General features: G+C 74.1%; 19 protein-coding genes. 12 read left to right on the forward strand and 7 right to left on the reverse strand.

What is annotated here, in order from left to right:
- Positions 1-99 precede the first annotated feature (99 nt).
- Positions 100-1071: an aldo/keto reductase gene (locus OG990_RS12215; RefSeq protein ID WP_328416966.1), complete on the forward strand. Its 972-nt coding sequence runs from the start codon at positions 100-102 to the stop codon at positions 1069-1071.
- Between the two features lie 13 nt (positions 1072-1084).
- Here the strand turns inward: OG990_RS12215 and OG990_RS12220 are convergent, their stop codons facing one another.
- The 3 genes from OG990_RS12220 to OG990_RS12230 are packed head-to-tail and all read right to left on the reverse strand — an operon-like array spanning position 1085 to position 3389.
- Positions 1085-1990, reverse strand: coding sequence for a hypothetical protein (locus OG990_RS12220; RefSeq protein WP_406080483.1), 906 nt, complete (start codon positions 1988-1990; stop codon positions 1085-1087).
- 20 nt (positions 1991-2010) lie between these two features.
- Positions 2011-3060 (reverse strand): hypothetical protein, encoded by a 1050-nt coding sequence (locus tag OG990_RS12225; protein ID WP_355607856.1) that lies wholly within the window; start codon positions 3058-3060, stop codon positions 2011-2013.
- The gene (locus OG990_RS12230) at positions 3057-3389 is read right to left on the reverse strand and encodes a hypothetical protein (RefSeq protein WP_406080485.1); all 333 of its coding nucleotides are present in this window, start codon (positions 3387-3389) and stop codon (positions 3057-3059) included. Before OG990_RS12230 ends, OG990_RS12225 begins: the two co-directional genes overlap by 4 nt.
- A gap of 94 nt (positions 3390-3483) precedes the next feature.
- Here OG990_RS12230 and OG990_RS12235 point away from each other — a divergent pair, with 94 nt between their 5' ends.
- The 3 genes from OG990_RS12235 (at position 3484) to OG990_RS12245 (ending at position 4994) form a co-directional block, all read left to right on the forward strand.
- On the forward strand, positions 3484-3903 hold the full coding sequence (locus OG990_RS12235) for a YbaB/EbfC family nucleoid-associated protein (RefSeq protein ID WP_406080487.1): 420 nt from the start codon (positions 3484-3486) through the stop codon (positions 3901-3903).
- Entirely contained in the window at positions 3900-4682 is a 783-nt protein-coding gene (locus OG990_RS12240; RefSeq protein WP_406080489.1) for an SseB family protein, read from the forward strand. Before OG990_RS12235 ends, OG990_RS12240 begins: the two co-directional genes overlap by 4 nt.
- A 120-nt stretch (positions 4683-4802) precedes the next feature.
- A complete protein-coding gene (locus tag OG990_RS12245; RefSeq protein WP_252414786.1) occupies positions 4803-4994 on the forward strand; it encodes a DUF5703 family protein in 192 nt (63 codons plus the stop codon).
- A gap of 89 nt (positions 4995-5083) precedes the next feature.
- Here the strand turns inward: OG990_RS12245 and OG990_RS12250 are convergent, their stop codons facing one another.
- Both OG990_RS12250 and OG990_RS12255 read right to left on the reverse strand, forming a co-directional pair.
- Positions 5084-5746: a hypothetical protein gene (locus OG990_RS12250; protein ID WP_328426653.1), complete on the reverse strand. Its 663-nt coding sequence runs from the start codon at positions 5744-5746 to the stop codon at positions 5084-5086.
- A gap of 58 nt (positions 5747-5804) precedes the next feature.
- A complete protein-coding gene (locus OG990_RS12255; RefSeq protein ID WP_386991167.1) occupies positions 5805-7127 on the reverse strand; it encodes a M20/M25/M40 family metallo-hydrolase in 1323 nt (440 codons plus the stop codon).
- Between the two features lie 174 nt (positions 7128-7301).
- Here OG990_RS12255 and OG990_RS12260 point away from each other — a divergent pair, with 174 nt between their 5' ends.
- The 3 genes from OG990_RS12260 to OG990_RS12270 all read left to right on the forward strand — a co-directional run bounded on the left by OG990_RS12260 (position 7302) and on the right by OG990_RS12270 (position 9278).
- Positions 7302-7904, forward strand: a complete 603-nt coding sequence (locus OG990_RS12260) for a hemerythrin domain-containing protein (protein ID WP_406080492.1) — start codon at positions 7302-7304, stop codon at positions 7902-7904.
- Positions 7905-7989: 85 nt separating this feature from the next.
- Positions 7990-8961: a LysR family transcriptional regulator gene (locus tag OG990_RS12265; protein ID WP_406080494.1), complete on the forward strand. Its 972-nt coding sequence runs from the start codon at positions 7990-7992 to the stop codon at positions 8959-8961.
- 71 nt (positions 8962-9032) lie between these two features.
- A complete protein-coding gene (locus tag OG990_RS12270) occupies positions 9033-9278 on the forward strand; it encodes a hypothetical protein (protein WP_328416986.1) in 246 nt (81 codons plus the stop codon).
- Positions 9279-9331: 53 nt separating this feature from the next.
- Here the strand turns inward: OG990_RS12270 and OG990_RS12275 are convergent, their stop codons facing one another.
- Both OG990_RS12275 and OG990_RS12280 read right to left on the reverse strand, forming a co-directional pair.
- Positions 9332-9682, reverse strand: coding sequence for a DUF3140 domain-containing protein (locus OG990_RS12275; protein ID WP_328416988.1), 351 nt, complete (start codon positions 9680-9682; stop codon positions 9332-9334).
- Between the two features lie 208 nt (positions 9683-9890).
- Positions 9891-12443: an ATP-dependent Clp protease ATP-binding subunit gene (locus OG990_RS12280; RefSeq protein WP_328416992.1), complete on the reverse strand. Its 2553-nt coding sequence runs from the start codon at positions 12441-12443 to the stop codon at positions 9891-9893.
- Positions 12444-12584: 141 nt separating this feature from the next.
- Between OG990_RS12280 and OG990_RS12285 the strand changes: the two genes are divergently transcribed.
- From OG990_RS12285 to OG990_RS12305, 5 genes are all read left to right on the forward strand, one after another.
- On the forward strand, positions 12585-12977 hold the full coding sequence (locus OG990_RS12285) for a hypothetical protein (protein WP_328416994.1): 393 nt from the start codon (positions 12585-12587) through the stop codon (positions 12975-12977).
- 153 nt (positions 12978-13130) lie between these two features.
- Complete coding sequence (locus tag OG990_RS12290) at positions 13131-13391, forward strand: hypothetical protein (RefSeq protein ID WP_130400840.1); 261 nt, start codon at positions 13131-13133, stop codon at positions 13389-13391.
- A gap of 6 nt (positions 13392-13397) precedes the next feature.
- The gene (locus OG990_RS12295; protein ID WP_406080498.1) at positions 13398-14426 is read left to right on the forward strand and encodes a hypothetical protein; all 1029 of its coding nucleotides are present in this window, start codon (positions 13398-13400) and stop codon (positions 14424-14426) included.
- The gene (locus tag OG990_RS12300; RefSeq protein WP_406080500.1) at positions 14419-17094 is read left to right on the forward strand and encodes an FtsK/SpoIIIE domain-containing protein; all 2676 of its coding nucleotides are present in this window, start codon (positions 14419-14421) and stop codon (positions 17092-17094) included. The genes OG990_RS12295 and OG990_RS12300 overlap by 8 nt, the downstream gene beginning before the upstream one ends.
- The gene (locus OG990_RS12305; RefSeq protein ID WP_406080502.1) at positions 17091-17756 is read left to right on the forward strand and encodes a hypothetical protein; all 666 of its coding nucleotides are present in this window, start codon (positions 17091-17093) and stop codon (positions 17754-17756) included. The genes OG990_RS12300 and OG990_RS12305 overlap by 4 nt, the downstream gene beginning before the upstream one ends.
- Positions 17757-17881: the final 125 nt, after the last annotated feature.

The raw sequence follows: 17881 nt of genomic DNA on the forward strand, positions 1-17881 counted from the left end.
CGTCCGTCGAGGTACCCGCCGAGGGCGGAACCGGCAGAACCGGCAGAGATGACGGGAGCGAGGATATCGGTGGCGGCGGGTTCGAAATAAGGTTCACCCATGCAACAACGACCGCTCGGCCGAAGCGGGCTGGCGGTTTCCCGGCTCGCGCTCGGCACCATGACCTGGGGCCGGGACACCGACGCCGACGATGCGGCCGCCCAGCTGAAGAGTTACCTGGACGCGGGCGGCAACCTGATCGACACCGCCGACGTGTACGGCGACGGGGACGCCGAGTCGGTGATCGGCTCGCTGCTGGGCACCCTCGTTTCCCGCGATGACCTGCTGATCGCCACGAAGGCCGGGTTGCGCCCGGGCAGTGGCCGGCGCCGCGACGGCTCCCGAGGGCACCTGCTGCGCACCCTGGACGCGTCGCTGCGCCGGCTCGGCACCGACCACGTCGACCTGTTCCAGGTGCACGGGTACGACCCGGACACCCCACTGGAGGAGACCCTGGCGGCGCTGGACCACGCGGTGGCCAGCGGCAAGGTCCGCTACGTCGGCGTGTCGAACTTCTCCGGCTGGCAGACCGCGCGGGCCGCCGCCTGGCAGACCGCCTGGCCGGGCCGGACGCCGGTGGTCGCCGCCCAGGTGGAGTACTCGCTGCTGGAGCGGGGCGTGGAGCGGGAGGTGCTGCCCGCGTGCGACGCGCTCGGCCTCGGCGTGCTGCCCTGGTCGCCGCTGGGTCGGGGGGTGCTCACCGGCAAGTACCGGCACGGGCGTCCGGCCGACTCCCGGGCCGCCTCGCCGCACTTCGAGCGGTTCGTCGCGACGTATCTGGAGCCCCGCTGCTCCAGCATCGTCGAGGCGGTGGCCACCGCGGCCGGCGGGCTGGGCGTGTCGCCGCTGGAGGTGGCGCTGGCCTGGATCCGCGACCGGCCGGGGGTGACCGCGCCGATCCTCGGCGCCCGGACCGTCGGGCAGTTGCTCGGTGCGCTCCAGGTCGAGCGGATCACGCTGCCTGAGGAGATCACCACCGCGCTGGACGACGTCTCGTCGGTGCCGATCGGCTACCCCGAGCGCGACAGCTGACCCACCCGCCGGTTCACGGCGTCGGGCGCTGGCCGGGAAGATCGCGGATCGCGGTCAGGAACCGGGACTGGTCGTCGCGCAGTGCGGGCTGGGCAATCCGGATCCACGAGCCGTCGTCGAAGAAGATGGTGGACGAGAACTGCACGAGCCCGGCCACGCCTCGCTCGGAGTCGACTCGGGCCACCCGGCCGCGCTCCACGCTCCACAGCACCCGTGGCTGGCGCCGGTCGGGCCGGTCGGCGTCGGGGCGGGACCCCATCCGCAGCAGGTGTAGGTGGGTGTCGGTCACCGCCAGCGGTGTGCCCGTGTTGCGCTCCAGGAAGAGCAGCAGGCTGCCGGCGAGGGTGGCGAGGTCACCGCTGAAGACGTACCGGCGCCGGTAGGCGATCTCGGCGAGCTGGTCGGCCAGCGGACGGTACAGGCTGAGCCGGAACAACGCCCGGAACGCCTCCTGCTCCTCGGTCAGCGGGATCGGCTCCCGCTGCACCGGCTGGTGTGGTGGGCCCGGCTCCGGCTCGGCCGCCTCCGGCAGGCCCACGGCGATTGCACCGGCCTTGCCGGGCAGCAGCACGCCCGCCGCCAGCCGGACCGGCGTCAGCACCGCGTCCACCCAGACCACCGGGTTGACGATGTTGAGCAGCCCGAACAGCACCGTGGGGTCGAGCGCCTCGGCCATCTCGCCGGCCACCCGGTCGGTGAGCTGTCGGCCGGCCTTGTGCGTCTCCGGGGTATGAACCGGGGCAAGCCCCACATAGCGGAGCTCCTGCCCCGGCAGCAACGGCGCGACGAGGGCACGCTCGGGCTCGTCGCTGGTGCGGAACTCGTCGCGCAGCTCGCGGGCCTTGTCACGGGCGACCCGCGCACCGCCGAGCACCGCGTCGGTGAACCGACCCAGCCGACCCCGCTGCCCTGACGTCACGCGTTACCTCCTCGATCGGCCTAACGGCCAGCGGGCGGCTGCCCGAAGACATTCTGGTCAATCCAGTCGGCGCCGCCCTGCACCGCCTGGTCGATCTGGTCGCCGACCTGGTCGCTGCCGGGAACGGAGAGCCCGGTGGTGAACGCGACCGACCCCCACGTGACGCCGTGCACGATCGAGTTCGGCACATTCCACGGCAGGTTGGTCGCCCAGTCCCGGGCGATGACCCGGGCGCCGTCGGCGACGCCGTGCGCCCGCAGCGCGCCGGCCCGTTCGAGGGCGCCCATGTCGAACGGCGAACCGGACTTGCCCAGCTTGTAGGTGCCCTTCGTCGGATCGAGGAACTTGTGGTGCCACTTGTCGGCCTTGCCGGCGGCGTGCCGCTTGTCGGCGTACTTCTGGCCGGTGCGCAGTTTCTTCTGCATGTCGACCAGCTTGTCGAGGTGGGCGCGCAGCTTGCGCAGGTACAGCAGGACCCGCTGGAGCAGGCGGATGACCTTCTGCAGGTGCGCCGCCAGCGGCCGGATGACCTTCAGCATCCGGGTGGCCACGATGAGGCCCCTGGTCACGGCCACGCCCACGCCGGCCGCCCAGGACGCCCCCATGGTCACCGGCGCCATCAGCAACGCCGTCACGAGCGTCACCAGGAGCCAGTTCACGAACTCGACGCATAGATCGACGAGCACGTCGTGCACGGTCTGCAGGCCGTCGGCGACGCCGCGCAGGTACTCGGCGGTCGCGGTGAACTGCTCGGCGACGTCGAGCAGTTGCTGTTCGACCTCGGCCATTCGTTGGCCGTACGCCTCACCGGCAGGCGAGCGCCACCCGGCCTGGGCGGCCTCGCGGGCGCCGCGGTGCCCCTGCGCCAGGTCGCGGACCTGCGCGCCCAGCGCGTCCCACTCGGCGGCCTTCGCGCGCAGGACGGCGGGCTCGCCGTCGACCATGTCGACGATCTGGATGAGCGGCCAGGCGAGGGTCCGGCAGACGCTGTTGACCGCGTCCTGCACCCCGGAGAGTGCGCTGTCCAGGCCGTTCCACAGTTGGACGGCGCTGCCGGCCGGCCCGCTCATCCGGGCATCCCCGCCTGGATGGCCTTGAACCCGGAGTCGAGGTCCTGCTCGGTGCGCTCGTACGCCTCGGCCGTGTCGGCCAGCGCGCTGGCGACCCGGCCGAACGCGGCCTGCGCGGCGGCGAACAGCTCCAGGCCGCCGCCGACCTGCTCGGCGTACTTGGCGCGGAGCATGTCACTGGCGAACGGCAGATGACCGAAGGCGCCCGACGGCACGTCGCCGGCCGAGGCGAGCTGACCCTCCAGCGCGGCGAGCGAGCTGGTGACCTGCTTGGCGGCTGTCTCCAGTCGACGGACCGCCTGCACGTCGACATCGATGTCCGGCGGCATGCCGTTCCTCCCCCATGTGTCGAGCGCACCGACGATACGATTCCCCGGCCACCGGGCACCACCCGGGTGCACCGTCCACGGGGGAGGGACCTCAATGGCTGACCCGATGTCCGCGTTCGACGCGCTCGCCGGGCGGATCGCCGACGTCGAGCGCCGGTTCGCGGGGCTCCGCGACGACCTGTCCGACCTGTCCGGCACCGCGACCGACGAGAGCGGGCTGGTCTCGGCGACCGTCGACGCCACCGGTGCGCTGACCGGCCTCACCGTCGCGCCCGCCGCCCTGCGCGCCGGCACCGAAGGGTTGGCGGAGCTGGTGCTCGACGCGTACCGGCAGGCCCGCACGGCGGCCACCGAGAACGTCGAAGAGCACACCGAGGGGTTGGACGTCGCGCTCGGCGCGGGCCTGACCGATCTGTTCGGCAAGCCCGGCGACTTCTCGGCGCTGGGCCGTCTGGAGGAGGCCGTCAGCCGGCTGGGGCGGCTGGACGACCGCCTGCCGGGCTCACCGGCGTGACCTCGCCGACCTGGCCGGAGATCGTCGCGCGGCTGCGGGACACGGTCGCCCGCTGCAGCCGCGACACCGACCTGGAGCTCTCCGCCGGTTCGCGGAGGATCAGGCTGCTGGTGCGCCGCGACGTCGTACGGGTGGTCTGCCCGGGCTACGACGAGGCACGCCTGGCCGCGCTCGGCTGGCACCGCCCGACCGGCGACGGGGACTGGTGGTACGAGGGGCCGCGCGCCGCGGAGCACCTGAAGCCGCTCAGCGTGTTCGTGGCCCGGACCGCCGCCGAGGTGCTGACCGACCGGCCGGGAGCGCTCTCCTGCCGGCCCGTGCGACCGGCCGCGGGCCCGACACCGGCGGCGCGGTCGGCCCCGCAAGCCACCGCCCTGCCGGCCACCGCCCCGGCACCCGCCGAGGCGGAGCCCGCGGTGGTGGCGCTGCTCGCAGCGGCCGCCGACCGGCGCGACCTTTCCGGATACCTCGGAGTGCTGGCCGGCGCCACGGTGTGCGTCCCGCTCGCCGGGGAACCGGCGGCGGACGCCGACTTCCCGTGGACGGTGGTCGGCGACGCGACCGGGGCGACGCTGCTGCCGGTCTTCACCTCCCCCCGGGCCCTCGCCGCGTTCGCCGGGGACGGCGTGCCGTTCGTCGCACTGCCCTGCGCCGAGCTGCTCGAAGATTGGCCGGACCCGTCGTGGGGGCTGGCGGTCGACCCGGGCAGGGCCCGGACGGTCGCCCTGGCCGCGCCGGCGCTGGCGGCCCTGCTCACGGCGAACGCCCCGCCCGGCTAGCGCCCGGCGCAGCGAGGAACACGCGGCGGCACCCAGGGTGGCACGAACCACCCACGGCAGCGGCGTCGGTCACCCCGCAGGGGGTGGCGAAGGGCCGCTGGGCTGGGCAGCATGGATGGCATGGACTACGAATACGCGCCGCTGCGGTTGCCGCCGAACGTCGACCGGTTGACCGCCGCGGCGCAGCTGGCGATCCAGGCGGAGTTCTCCGGATGGGAGTTGGCCCGGGTGCGGTTGTTCCGCGACGGCACCCGGCAGGTGGTGCTACGCCGGCGGCGGGTCAACCACCCGCAGCCGGGTCTGTCGTACTGAGGCCCGCCGAGCCGAGCCGGTGAACGGCCGGCCGACGGCACGTGCCCCGGGCCCGATCTACGCTCGATCGGGCCCGGGGGTGCTCGTCGCTAGTGCTGGTGCCCGGCGTGGTCGTGGTCGTCGTCGAGCTCCAGGAACGGGTGCTCGTCGAGCCTGCCGACCAACCGGTCGTCGGCCGCCGGCTGGAACGGACCGGCCGGGTCGTCGTCGTCGAACGACTCCAGGTCGACCGGGGTGCCCACCTCGCTGACCATGACCACCCCGTCGAGCGGCTCCAGCTCAGGGACGTCCAGCGCGCCGAGCGAGCCGTCACCGCTCTGCAGCAGCTCCAGCACCGCCTCGCCGACCCCCTCCACCGGCGCCGGCTCGTCGTCCTCGGGGGTGCCCTCGCGGCGAGCCACCTCGGCCACCCGCAGCAGCGCGGACACACTCGGCACCCGGTAGTCGCGGCGCTGGCGTACCGAGATCACCCGGGGGTGCGGGTCGCTGGCCTCGGCACCCTCGACACCTCCGAAGCGCTCGTCGGCCTCGTCCGGGTCGATCGAGTCGACATCCCACGGCGTCACCTCGCCGAAGGCGTCGAGCAGCCGCTCGTCGTAGGCGTAGGACGCGTTGTTCAACGCCACGTACGCCTGCCAGACGTCGTCGTCGTCGACGCGGCCCTGCGCGGCACGTACGGCGGCCAGGTGGTGGCGGGCCGCTTCGATCACCCGCTCGAGAGCGGCGTCCAGCTCACCGTGCTGGTCGGTCATGTGGGGCAGTCCCTTCACGATGGGGAGGTTGCGCGTCGGCTGCAGCTGCCGGACGCGGCTAGCAGGTGCGGAGGAACCGGTCGAGCACCCGCACGCCGAACTGTAGTCCGTCCACCGGAACCCGCTCGTCGATGCCATGGAACAACGCGGAGAAGTTCAGATCGGCGGGCAGTCGCAGCGGGGCGAACCCGAAACAGCGGATGCCGAGCTGGGAGAACGCCTTGGCGTCGGTGCCACCGGAGAGCATGTACGGCACCGGCCGCGCTCCCGGGTCCTCGGCCCGCAGCGCCGCCGACATGGCCTCGACCAGATCGCCGTCGAAGGTCGTCTCCAGCGCCGGCTGCCGCTGGACGTACTCGATGGCGATGTCCGGGCCGACCAGCTCGCGCAGCTGCCGCTCCAGCAGCTCCGACTGGCCGGGCAGGCTGCGGCAGTCGATGGTGGCGGTGGCCCGGCCGGGAATGACGTTGTCCTTGTAGCCGGCGTTCAAGCGGGTCGGGTTGGCCGTGTTGCGGATGGTCGCGCCGATGATGTTGGCGATCGGGCCGAGCTTGGCGATCGCCGCCTCCGGGTCCTCCGGGTCCAGCTCGACGCCGAGCACGTCGGAGACCTCCTCCAGGAAGGCCCGTACGGTGTCGGTGACCACCACCGGGAAGCGGTGCCGGCCGATCCGGGCCACGGCCTCGGCCAGGGCGGTGACGGCGTTGTCGTCGTGCATCATCGAGCCGTGCCCGGGGCGGCCCTTGGCGTGCAGCCGCAGCCAGTCGATGCCCTTCTCGGCCGTCTCGATGAGGTAGAGCCGCTGGCTTTCGTCGACCGAGTAGGAGAAGCCGCCGACCTCGCCGATCGCCTCGGTGCAGCCGTCGAAGAGGCCACGGTGGTTATCCACCAGGAAGCGTGCGCCGTAGTCGCTGCCCGCCTCCTCGTCGGCCGTGTACGCCAGCACGATGTCGCGCGTGGGCCGGACGCCGGTGCGCTGCCAGTGCCGCACCACCGCGAGCACCATCGCGTCGAAGTCCTTCATGTCGATCGCGCCCCGGCCCCACAGGTAGCCGTCGCGCAGCTCGCCGGAGAACGGGTGCACCGACCACTCGTCGGCGTCGGCGGGCACCACGTCCAGGTGCCCGTGCACCAGCAGCGCTCCCCGGCTCGGGTCGGTGCCGGGGATGCGGGCCACCACGTTCGCCCGGCCCGGAGCGGACTCGTGCAGCACGGACTCCACGCCGACCTCGGCGAGCTTCTCCGCCACGTACTCGGCCGCGCGGCGCTCGCCGACGCTGGTGTCGTTGTCCCCGGTGTTGGTGGTGTCGATGCGCAGCAGGTCGCGGCAGAGGTCCACGACCTCGGCGGTGGGGTCCGGTCGGGGGGAGTCGCTCGTCATCGCCTCTTCATACCAGCCCCACCGGGTCGGCGGGCCGGCGCACCGGCGCGGCGGACCCGGGCATCCAGACCGGCGGATGCGGGTGACGGTTTCGCCGGTCGCGGGATCGGGTACCGCCGCCGACGACCGCACGTTGCCTGCCGGAGCTTCCGCCCGCCAGTCGAGGAGGGCACCATGTCCGCCGTTCCCCTGCCGCCACTGCCGCCCACGCCCGAGGAGGGCTACCGGCCCGGTGGGCGCAGCATCGCCGACATCGTGGACCGGGAGCACCAGCAACTGCTGGCGCTGCTGGCCCAGTTGAACGGCCCCGACGCCACGCCGCAGGAGGGGCTGCCCGTGCTCACCGCCGCGCTGTCACGGCACCTCTCCGCCGAGGAGCAGTACCTGCTGCCGGCGGTGCGGTCCGCGCTGCCCGACGTAGCCGAGCGGGTGGACGCCGAGATCAACGCCGACGCCGCGCTGTTGGCCACCCTCAAGGGGTTGACCGACGAGACGCTGACCGAGGTCGCCGCGCGGGTCCGCCGGCACGTCGAGGGCGTGGGCAGTCTCGTCGCCGAGCTGCGCGCGGTGGCCACCGAGGAGGAGCTGATCCGGCTGGGCAACCGGCTGGAGATCGCCGAGGAGGCGGCGCCGACCCGGCCCCACCCGGGCACCCCGGCCACCCCGCCATGGAACCGGATCGTCGAGCCGGCGGTCGGGGTGGTGGACAAAGTCCTCGACGCGGTGACCCGGCGACCGACGTACCTGGCGGACCTGCCGGAGCCACCTCGCGACTGAGGCGCGGCGACACCAGCCATATATTCAATCTCACCGATCCGCCCGGACCCTTCCGCCGGCTGCGGCGTGGTCCTACCGTCACCGTATGAACCTGGAGCTGCGACACCTGCGGGTGGTCTGCGCGATCGCGGAGACGGGGAGCGTGACCAAGGCGGCGTCGGCGCTCGGCCTGGCCCAGCCGGCGCTCACCGCCCAGCTCCAGCGAATCGAGCGGACACTGGGCGGGCCACTGTTCGACCGGGACCGGCGCGGTGCCCGGCCCACCGCGCTCGGTGAGCTGGTGCTGGCCCGCGCCCGGGTGCTGCTACCGGCGATGAAGGGCCTGCAGGACGAGGCGGCCCGACTGGCCGGTGCCGGCGAGGCGCCCCGCTGGTACCGGTTCGGCGGGGTGAACAGCCCGATCCTGGGGCGGTTGGTGCACCGACTGGCCGCCGAGCAGCCACCCGCGCAGATCACCACGTACGCCTCCTGGTCGGTGGACGAGTTGGCGCAGCTGGTGGCCGGCGGCCGGCTGGACTTCGCGCTCACCGGGGTGTGCGGCGACGCCGTCCCGTCGGCCGAGTCCGGGCTGAGCTGGCGGGAGGTGGCCGTCGACCCCGTGCTGGTGCTGCTGCCGGAGACCCACCCGCTCGCGGAGCGCGACGAGGTGCGCCTGGTGGACCTGCGCCACGAGCAGTGGGTGGCCGCGCCGGGCGACGGCTGTTTCGGCGACTGCTTCGCCGCCGCCTGCGCCCGTGCCGGCTTCACCCCCCGCAAGCTGTACGAGACCGACGTGCGCGGCTGCGTGGACCTGGTGGACGCCGGCGAGGCGGTGGCGCTCTGCCAGGCGACGTTCCGCCCGGTGGCGGGGCTGGTCACCCGCAGGCTGGCCGGGATACCGCTGCGCTGGCGGCTGCTGCTGGGCTGGCACCCGGACTCCCCCGCCGCCCAGGGCGCCGAGCTGGTGCTGGAGACGGCCAAGGCGGCGTACACCGACTCGCTGGCCCCGCATCCCGCCTACCTGGCCTGGCAGCTGCGCAATCCCGGGTTCGGCGTCCGGCAGCCCAGCGGGGTGTGACCCGGGTGGGCAGGCGGTAATGGGCCGGCCGGTGGCGGTGCGAACCGCCGTTGGCCGGGTATCTGGCGGATATGACCGACCTCTACCCGCCAGCCGACGACCGGGAGCTGCTCCGCCAGGCGGCCGCCGCGCACACCGCCGCCACCCGCGAGGTGGAGGCGTTCCTGCGCCGGCTGCCGGAGGTGCCCGACCCGGCCGACGTCACCGAGTACGCCAACCTGCTCAGCCGGGAGGACCGGACCCGCGGCGAGCGGGACGCCGCCGCCGACGCGGCCGGACTGACCATCAGCAGCATGGAGCCCGACCAGGGCCAATAGCTTGACGCGACGGTGCCGTCCCTGCATGGGGACGGCACCGTCGGCGTGGCCGGTCAGCGTTCGACGAGGGGGTCGTGGCCCAGGTCGAGCAGGGAGTGCCGCCAGTCGTCGTCGGCGTTGCCGCGCGGTGGCTTCGCGTCCATCAGGCCGCGGATCCGGTCGATCGCCTCCCGCATCACCTCGATGTCCTCCGGTGTGAGGTCGACCTTGCGCTTGTTCAGCACCTTGAGGATCTCCCGACCCGGCTGTGGCAGGTCGAGGTCCGGGTTCGACCCGAACGACTCCTCGCCGGAACCCCGGGTCAGCAGCCAGGTGCGCAGCTGCTCCGACGGAACGTTGACCTCGGCGTGGAAGTCCTCCCAGAGCACTTCCACCTCGGGGTCGAGCCGAGCCTCGCGTACCATCAGGTCTCCTCTCCGGGCGGCGGCCCGGACGTCTCCGGGTCGTCCTGGTCGGTCTTCGGGTGCAGGCCCTCGGCCGGCACCCGCGTCCTTCTGGGGTTCGCGGTGGGCGGCGCCAGGATCGGGTCGGGATGGTCCTCCTCGTCCCGGGGTTCCGCGGACTCCGCGGGCTCGCGCGGTTTTTCGGGTTCCGGTCGCCGCGCCGCCCCGCTCATCGCGGGTGCGAGGTCGTGGCGGCGGTGTACCCCCGCTCGCCCGCGGTCACGTCGAAGGTGAGCTGGCCGTCGCGAGCGTCCACGATGACCTTCTGCCCGGGTGAGATCGCCGACTCCAGCAGCATCCGCGAAAGGTGGTTGTCCACCTCCCGCTGGATCACCCGGCGCAGCGGGCGGGCACCGAACTCCGGCTGGTAGCCGTGCTCGGCGAGCCAGTCGATGCCGGCGGCGGAGAACTCCACCTGGATGTCCTGGGCGTGCAGCCGGCGGCGGGTCTCCTCCAGCAGCAGTCCGGTGATCTGGCGTAGCTGCTCGGCCTCCAGCCGGCGGAAGATGATGACCTCGTCGATGCGGTTGAGGAACTCCGGCCGGAAGTTCTCCTGCAGGCGGCGCATCAGCCGCTCGCGCAGTTCGTCGCTCTCCTGCTCGCTGCCCGGCGCGCCGGTGCCGAACCCGACGCTGCGCTGGCTGCCCGTGATCAGCTCGGAGCCGAGGTTGCTCGTCATGATCAGTACGGTGTTCTTGAAGTTCACCGTGCGGCCCTGACTGTCGGTCAGCCGCCCGTCGTCGAGCACCTGGAGCAGGATGTTGAACACGTCGGGGTGGGCCTTCTCGATCTCGTCGAGCAGCACCACCGCGTACGGGCGGCGGCGCACCGCCTCGGTGAGCTGGCCGGCCTCCTCGTAGCCGACGTACCCGGGTGGGGCGCCGACCAGCCGGCTGACCGTGTGCCGCTCCTGGAACTCGCTCATGTCCACCCGGACCATCCGGTCCGCCTCGCCGAACAACGCCTCGGCCAGGGCGCGGCCCAGCTCGGTCTTGCCCACACCGGTCGGACCGAGGAACAGGAAGCTGCCCATCGGCCGCTCCGGGTCGGCCAGACCGGCACGGGAGCGACGGACGGCCTCGGCGACCGCGGTGACCGCGTCGTCCTGGCCGATCACCTTCTGGTGCAGGTGCCCCTCCAGGCGGAGCAGCCGGTCCCGTTCCTCCTCGGTGAGCTGGCTGACCGGGATGCCGGTGGCCCGAGAGACCACCTCCGCGATCTCCTGCGGACCCACCTCGGGCACCTGGGAGGTGCCGCCGTCGTCGCCGTTCGCGCGGCGCACCTGCTCCTCCAGCTCGGCGATCCGGTCGCGCAACGTCGAGGCCCGCTCGTACTGCTCGTCGGCGACGGCCTGTTCCTTGTCCCGGCGTACCTCGTCGAGTTGCTGCTCCAGCTCCCGCACGTCGGAGGCGGGGGTGCGGGTGCGCAGCCGGACCCGGGCGCCGGCCTGGTCGATGAGGTCGATGGCCTTGTCCGGCAGGAACCGGTCGGTGACGTACCGGTCAGAGAGCTCGGCGGCGGCGACCAGCGCCTCGTCGCTGAACCGCACCTGATGGTGCGCCTCGTACCGGTCGCGCAGCCCGCGCAGGATGGCGATCGTGTCGTCGACGCTCGGCTCGGGCACCAGCACCGGCTGGAAGCGCCGGGCCAGCGCGGCGTCCTTCTCGATGCTCTTGCGGTACTCGTCCAGCGTGGTCGCGCCGATCACCCGCAGCTCGCCGCGGGCCAGCGCCGGTTTGAGCATGTTGGACGCGTCCATCCCGCCCTCGCTGCCGGCGCCACCGGCCCCGACCAGGGTGTGGATCTCGTCCATGAAGATGATCAGCTCATCCCGGTGCGCCCGGATCTCGTCGATCACCTTCTTCAGACGCTCCTCGAAGTCGCCCCGGTAGCGGGTCCCGGCGACCAGGCCGGCCAGGTCGAGTTGGACCACCCGTTTGCCGAGCAGGGTCTGCGGCACGTCCCCGTCGCAGATCCGCTCGGCCAGGCCCTCCACGATGGCGGTCTTGCCCACGCCGGCCTCACCGATCAGCACCGGATTGTTCTTGGTTCGTCGGGAGAGGATCTCCACGGCCTGCTCGATCTCGTCGGCACGCCCGATCACCGGATCGATCTGGTCGGCGCGGGCCAGGTCGGTGAGGTCCTGCCCGTACTGGTCCAGGGTGGGGGTGCCGCGGTCGGGCTTCGGCCCGGTCATCGGCCCGCGCTCGGCGTTGGCGGCCTGCAACGACTCGGGCTGGATCCGGCCGGCGGCCAGCATCCGCCCGGCCGGCGACTCCGGGTTGAGCGGCAGCGCCATCAGGATGTGCTCGGGACCGATGTAGTTGGCGCCCATCGCCCGGGACAGCTGGTGGGCGTCCAGCAGCGCCCGCTTGGCCGCCGGGGTCAACGACAGGTTGGGCGGCACCTCTCCGCGCGGCGCGCCGTCGCCCCGCCCACCGAGCGCGTTGAGCAGGGTGTCCGGGTCGGCGCCGGCCCGGCGAACGAGGTCGCGCAGGGGTTCGCGTTGCAACGCCGCCCAGAGCAGATGGTCGGTGTCCAGGTCGCTGCTCTGCCGTTGCGCCGCCCGCCGGGCCGCGTCGGCGAGCATCTCCCGGGCGTCGGCCGTCATCAGCCGGGTGATGTCGACCCGGTGCGCAGGTCGGCGTCCTCCCTCACCCCGCCCGAAATACCGGGCCAGGAACTCATCCCACGGGTCGGAGCCGAAGTCACCGGGTCCCATTGTGTCTCCTCCGCAGTTGGGCGCGGCACGGTCGCCAGGGGCTACCCGGCGCTCGCCCTGACAAACGCCGCACGTGGGCGGCGCACCGACGTTGTGGAGTGGCGGCGGGACTGCGCCGGCCGGTAGTGGGAGGCTGGCGGCATGAATGAAACCCCGTTGCTGATCGTGGACGGCGCCAACGTCGTGGGCTCCCGCCCGAACGGGTGGTGGCGGGACCGGGCCGGGGCCGCCGCCCGGCTGCGCGACTCCCTCGCGCCGGTGGCCAGCACCGGGCTGCCGGCCCGGTTGGCCGCCCCGATCGAGGTGGTGCTGGTCCTTGAGGGGGCCGCGCGGGACGTGCCAGGCACCGACGGCGTCCGGGTGGTCTCCGCCGCCGGGTCGGGGGACGACAGCGTGGTCGAGCTGGTGGAGGCCGCCCCGCAGCGCCGCCGGCTGGTGGTCACCGCCGACCGGGAGCTGCGCGACCGGGTCACCGCCCTGGGCGCCGAGGTGTACGGCCCCCGGTGGCTACGCGACGCACCCGCCACGAGTTGACAAACTCTCGCACTGGGACTCCCACAGAACGGACTCCCGGCGCTTCCAGGTGACAACCGGACAGCCGGGCAGGAACACCGACAGGGCGGATGTTCTCCGACGGACGCCGATAGGCTCTAATGGAGACCTCCCCCGCCCCCAGGAGGTTCCGCCGTGGCGAGCGTCGCCGAGCTGAAGGCTGCCATCGATGTCGCCCTCCAACAGATCGGGGACGGGCAGACAGCCGTGCAGGCAGCCGGCGAAAAGCTGTCCGAGGCGCAGCAGACCCTGGCCGGCGCGCTGGAGGGCAGCGGGCACGAGACGGTGGAGGCGGCCCAGGCGTCGCTGACCCAGGCCAGCCAGGAGCTGGAGGAGTGTCTCGCCGCGACACTGGTCGCGGTGGAGCAGGCGCAGCTCTACGTCGCCACCCTGTAGGCCGCCGTGTCCATCATCGAGGACGTCGGTGGGCAGGTCCGAGCCGCCAGCGAGGAGTTTCCGGTGGGCCTGCTCGGGCAGGCGCTGGAGAAGTTCGGCCTGGCCGCCGAGCGGCTGCGCTGGGTACGGCAGGAGTCCGCCAACCCGATGGGGGTGCCGGAGCTGTCCGCCGCCACCGAGCACGCCGAGAGCGCCGGTTACGCGCTGCGGGTGGCGCAGGAGCAGCTGTCGGCGTACCTGACCGCGATCGGGCTGGGCGCGGACGGTGCGCCGGCGCCCCGCCCGCAGCCGCGCGAACCCCGACACGACACGCCGCCGGCGGGCGGCCCGACCACCGTGGCTCCGGAGCCCGCCGAGCAGGTCCGGCTGCGCCGCTGGTGGTCGGTGCGGGTGGCGGAGCTGACCGGGGGGCGTGACAGCGGCACCGACGAGCCCGACGAACGGCTGGACGATTCCCAGGAGCTGCTGCGCCGGGTCGTGCGCGGGGTACGCGCCGGCGACCGGGACCGGCTGCGCACCGAACTGCGCCGCGCCCCGGCCGACGTGGGGCTGGGGATGGCGGCACTGACGCCGCCGCTGCTGCGCGAGCTGGCCGGTGAGCTGCTGGGGCACCCGCCGCGCGCCACCGACCTCGGCCGGCTGCGCGGGGAGCTGGACGGGCCGGTCCGCGACCTGCTGCCCGGGCTGCCGCCGCCGGTGCTGGAGACGCTGCTGACCCGGGTGTGCCGGATGCCGCCGCCGCGCGACTCCGGCCAGCCGGCGCATGCCGCGGACTCGGCGGTGACCGCCGGGGTGGCGACCGGGCTGCTGCTCGCCCGGCTGGGCCGCGACCTGCCCACCACCAGCCCGCAGCCCACCGCCGACCCGCAGCCGGCCACCGTCGGGCAGTCCGGTGGCGCGGAGCAGCGCCCCGGCGGGGCGGTACGGCAGCCCGGCGGTGTCGGCCGGCAGCGCTCCGGTGCGCTGCCGCCACGCGCCGGCAGCCCGTGGCGGGCCGCGCCGGCACCGCAGCGCCGTCGGGGCTCCGATGGCTGACCGGCGCGGCCAACTGGCCGCCCGGGTCCGGGACTCTCTCGCCGAGGCGTTGGGCGCCACCCGTACCCGGCTGTCCGCGGCTCAGGCCGAGCTGACCGCCGGGCGGGAGCGGCTGGCCCGGGTCCGTCGGGCGGCTGCCGCCGTACCGGAGCGGGTGGGCGGCCAACGGGACCGTCGGCTGGCCGAGATCGACGCCCGGCACTCCACCCGGATCGCCGAACTGGCCCGCCAGGCCGCCGACGCCGCCCGCCGGGAGGCACCCGGCTGCGCCGGCGCCGACTGGCCGGGGTGGACGCCGACGCCGACCAGACGCGCCGAGCCGCCCGGAGCGCTGCGGATCGGCACAGTCCGGATCGACGACGTCGACCCGGTGCCCGCGCTGGTGCCGCTGCTCGACGCCGGGCACGTGCACCTCTCCGGGGACGACCGCACCGGCTGCGACGCGGTGGTCTCCGCGCTGCTGCTGCGGGCCGTCGGCCGCGCCGACCCGGGCGCGGTCCGGCTGATCGGGTACGACCCGGAGCACCTCGGCGGTGGCCTGGCCGGGTTCGCCCCGCTGGGCACCGCCGGGTTGCTGACCTTCGTCGGCCCGGGCGGGCTCGGCCCGCTGCTGGACGACCTGGTCGAGCAGATCCGCCGCATCAACGAGACCGTGCTGGCCGGCGAGCACGGCTCGCTGCGGGAACTGGCCGCGGCGACCGGCCGCCGACCCGAGCCGTGGCGGGTGGCCGTGCTGCTCGGCGGCGACGAACTGAACCGGCACGAGCGCGGCCAACTGGAGCGGGTGGTGCGGGCCGGCGCGGCCTGCGGGGTGCACCTGGTGGTCCGGGGCGTGCCGCTGCCGGAGGATCCTTCGGTGACCCGGGTGGTGGCCGAGGCGTCCGGCGCCTGGGTCGGCGGCCCGTCCGGCCTGCCGGTCCGGCTGGACCCGCCACCGCCGGCGACGCTGGTCACCGAGACCTGCCGGGAAACCGCCGCCCGGGTGAACGCCGGCCCGCCGCCGACGCCGTTCGCCGACCTGCTGCCGCCACCGGAGCTGATGTGGCGTGAGGACTCCTCCGGCGGGCTGTCCGCCCCGATCGGCGAGGGGCCACAGGGCCGGCCGGTGCGGCTGACGCTGGGCGACTACCCGCCGCACGCGCTGATCGGTGGGCCGTCCGGCACCGGCAAGACCAACCTGATCTTCGCCTGGATCGGCGCGCTGGCAGCCCGCTACTCCCCCGCCGAGCTGGAGTTCTACCTGCTGGACTTCAAGGAGGGCGTGTCCTTCGCCCGGTTCGCGCAGGGCCGACGCGACCCGAGCTGGCTGCCGCACATGCGGCTGGTCGGGATCAACGTCAACACCGACCGGGAGTTCGGGCTGGCCCTGCTGCGCTTCCTCGCCGAGGAGCTGCGTCGGCGGGCCGACGCGGCCAAGAAGCACGAGGTGACCAAGCTGGCCGAGCTACGCGCGGTCGACCCGACCGGCCACTGGCCACGGATCGTCGCGGTGGTCGACGAGTTCCAGATGCTGCTGGCCGGCCGGGACGTGGTCGCCCGGGAGGCGGCCGACCTGCTGGAGGACCTGGCCCGGCGGGGCCGGTCGCAGGGCATCCACCTGGTGCTGGCCTCGCAGGACGTGCGGGGCATCGAGGCGCTGTGGGGTCGCCCGGCGCTGGTCGCCCAGTTCACCCTGCGGATCGCACTGCCCAAGGCGTTGCGAATCCTCGCCGAGCGCAACGACGCGGCGCAGTCGCTGCCCCGCTGGCACGCGGTGGTCAACGCCGAGTCGGGCATGGTGGAGGGCAACGAGATCGCCCGGATCCCGTCGGCCAGCGACTGGGAGACGTGGAGCGGTTTGCAGAACCGCCTGTGGCGGATGCGTCCCCCGGACGCGGCGCCGGCCCGGCTCTTCGACGGCGACGCGATCCCCCGGCTGGTGGAGGCCCCGGACTTCCGGGCGCTCACCGCGCCGCCGGACGGGACCGCCCCGCGCAGCCCGGTGGCCCTGCTCGGCGAGATCATCGACGTGCAGGCCCGCTCGGCGGTGCTACGGCTGCCGCGCGCTCCTGGGCGCAACCTCGCGGTGCTGGGCACTCGGGTGGACGAGGCGTGCGCGGTGCTGGACGCGGCCGCTCGATCGCTGGCCCGCCAGCACCCGCCGGGGACGGCCCGGTTCTCCATCGCCTGCCTGGACTCCGACGCCGACCCGATGGCCCGAGCGCTCTACGACGACCTGGCCGACGACGCCGCCTGGTACGACGAGGAAACCGTCGGCGAGCTGATGGCCGAGACAGCCGACGGGCTGACCGGCCCAGGCAGCCCGCACTACCTGCTGCTGTTCGCGGTCGACGCGGCGGCCGGCGCGCTGGCCGCACGGTCGGGCGGGCGGACCGGCCTGGAGCAGCTGCGCCGGATCCTGCACGACGGCCCGGAACGGCGGACCCACGTGCTGGCCTGGTGGCGGGGGGTGGCCCGGATGCGCGCCGACCTGGGCGGGCCGGCCGCCCGCACCGACCAGATCGGCGCCTGGGTGGCGCTGGACGCGCACGGCGGCGAGCTGGGCGCATCGCTCTACCCGGGCACCGGCGGCCCCGACTGGTATCCCCGCCCGTGGCGGGGGCTCTTCTTCGACCGGGCGGTGCACCGCACCGGACAGGTGGTCATCCCCTATGGACCGTCCCGATGAACCAACCGGTGGCCAGTGAGACGTACGCGGCACAGCTGCGGCGGCTGGCGGAGCTGACCGCCCGGGTGCGCGAGCAGCGCGCCGAGGCGCACACCTGGTACGACCGGCAGTGCGAAGCCGCCGACCGGGCCGTCGCCGACGCCGTCGAACAGGTCCAGCGGGCCGAGGAGGAGTTGGTCGCCGCCCGGGAGGAGCAGGAACGGGTGGACGCCGAGGTGGCGCACCTGTGGCAGCGGCTACGCGAGCGGCTCGGCGCCGGCGCCCGCCGCCTCGGCGGCCCGCCCGCCCCGGCCAACGGCGGGGCCACCAACCCGGCGCTGCTGCTCAGCCGAGCCCGTGACCTGCTGGACCGGGCCGGGCAACCGGGCGAGCTGCCGGGTTCGGTGAACCCGCTGCTGGCGCTCTGCGGGGTGGCCGGCGCCGTGCTGGCGTACGCGCTGGGTGCCGGCGCCCGAGCGCTCGGCGTCGGGTACGGCGGCGATCTGGCGGTCGGGATGCCGGTGCTGGCGCTGGTGGTGACCCTGATCGGGCCGCTGGTCGGCGTGGTGCCGGCCCGGGTGCTGGCCGACCGCCGGCACGCGGTGCTCGGGCCCCGGCCGATCACCGTGGTGATCGGCGCAGGCCTGCTCACCACCGCGCTGCTGCTGATCCTCGGCCGCTGATCCGACAGCGCGCCGACCACCGAGGCCGCCTCGGTCCACAGAGGGCTGTCGAATAACCGACCGCCGGCGACGCAAATCGGCGCCGGAACTCCGATACGGTACGCGAAATGGTCAGCTAACACGCT

Origin of the sequence: Micromonospora sp. NBC_00858, from assembly GCF_045207365.1 — a bacterium.
Lineage (GTDB): Bacteria > Actinomycetota > Actinomycetes > Mycobacteriales > Micromonosporaceae > Micromonospora.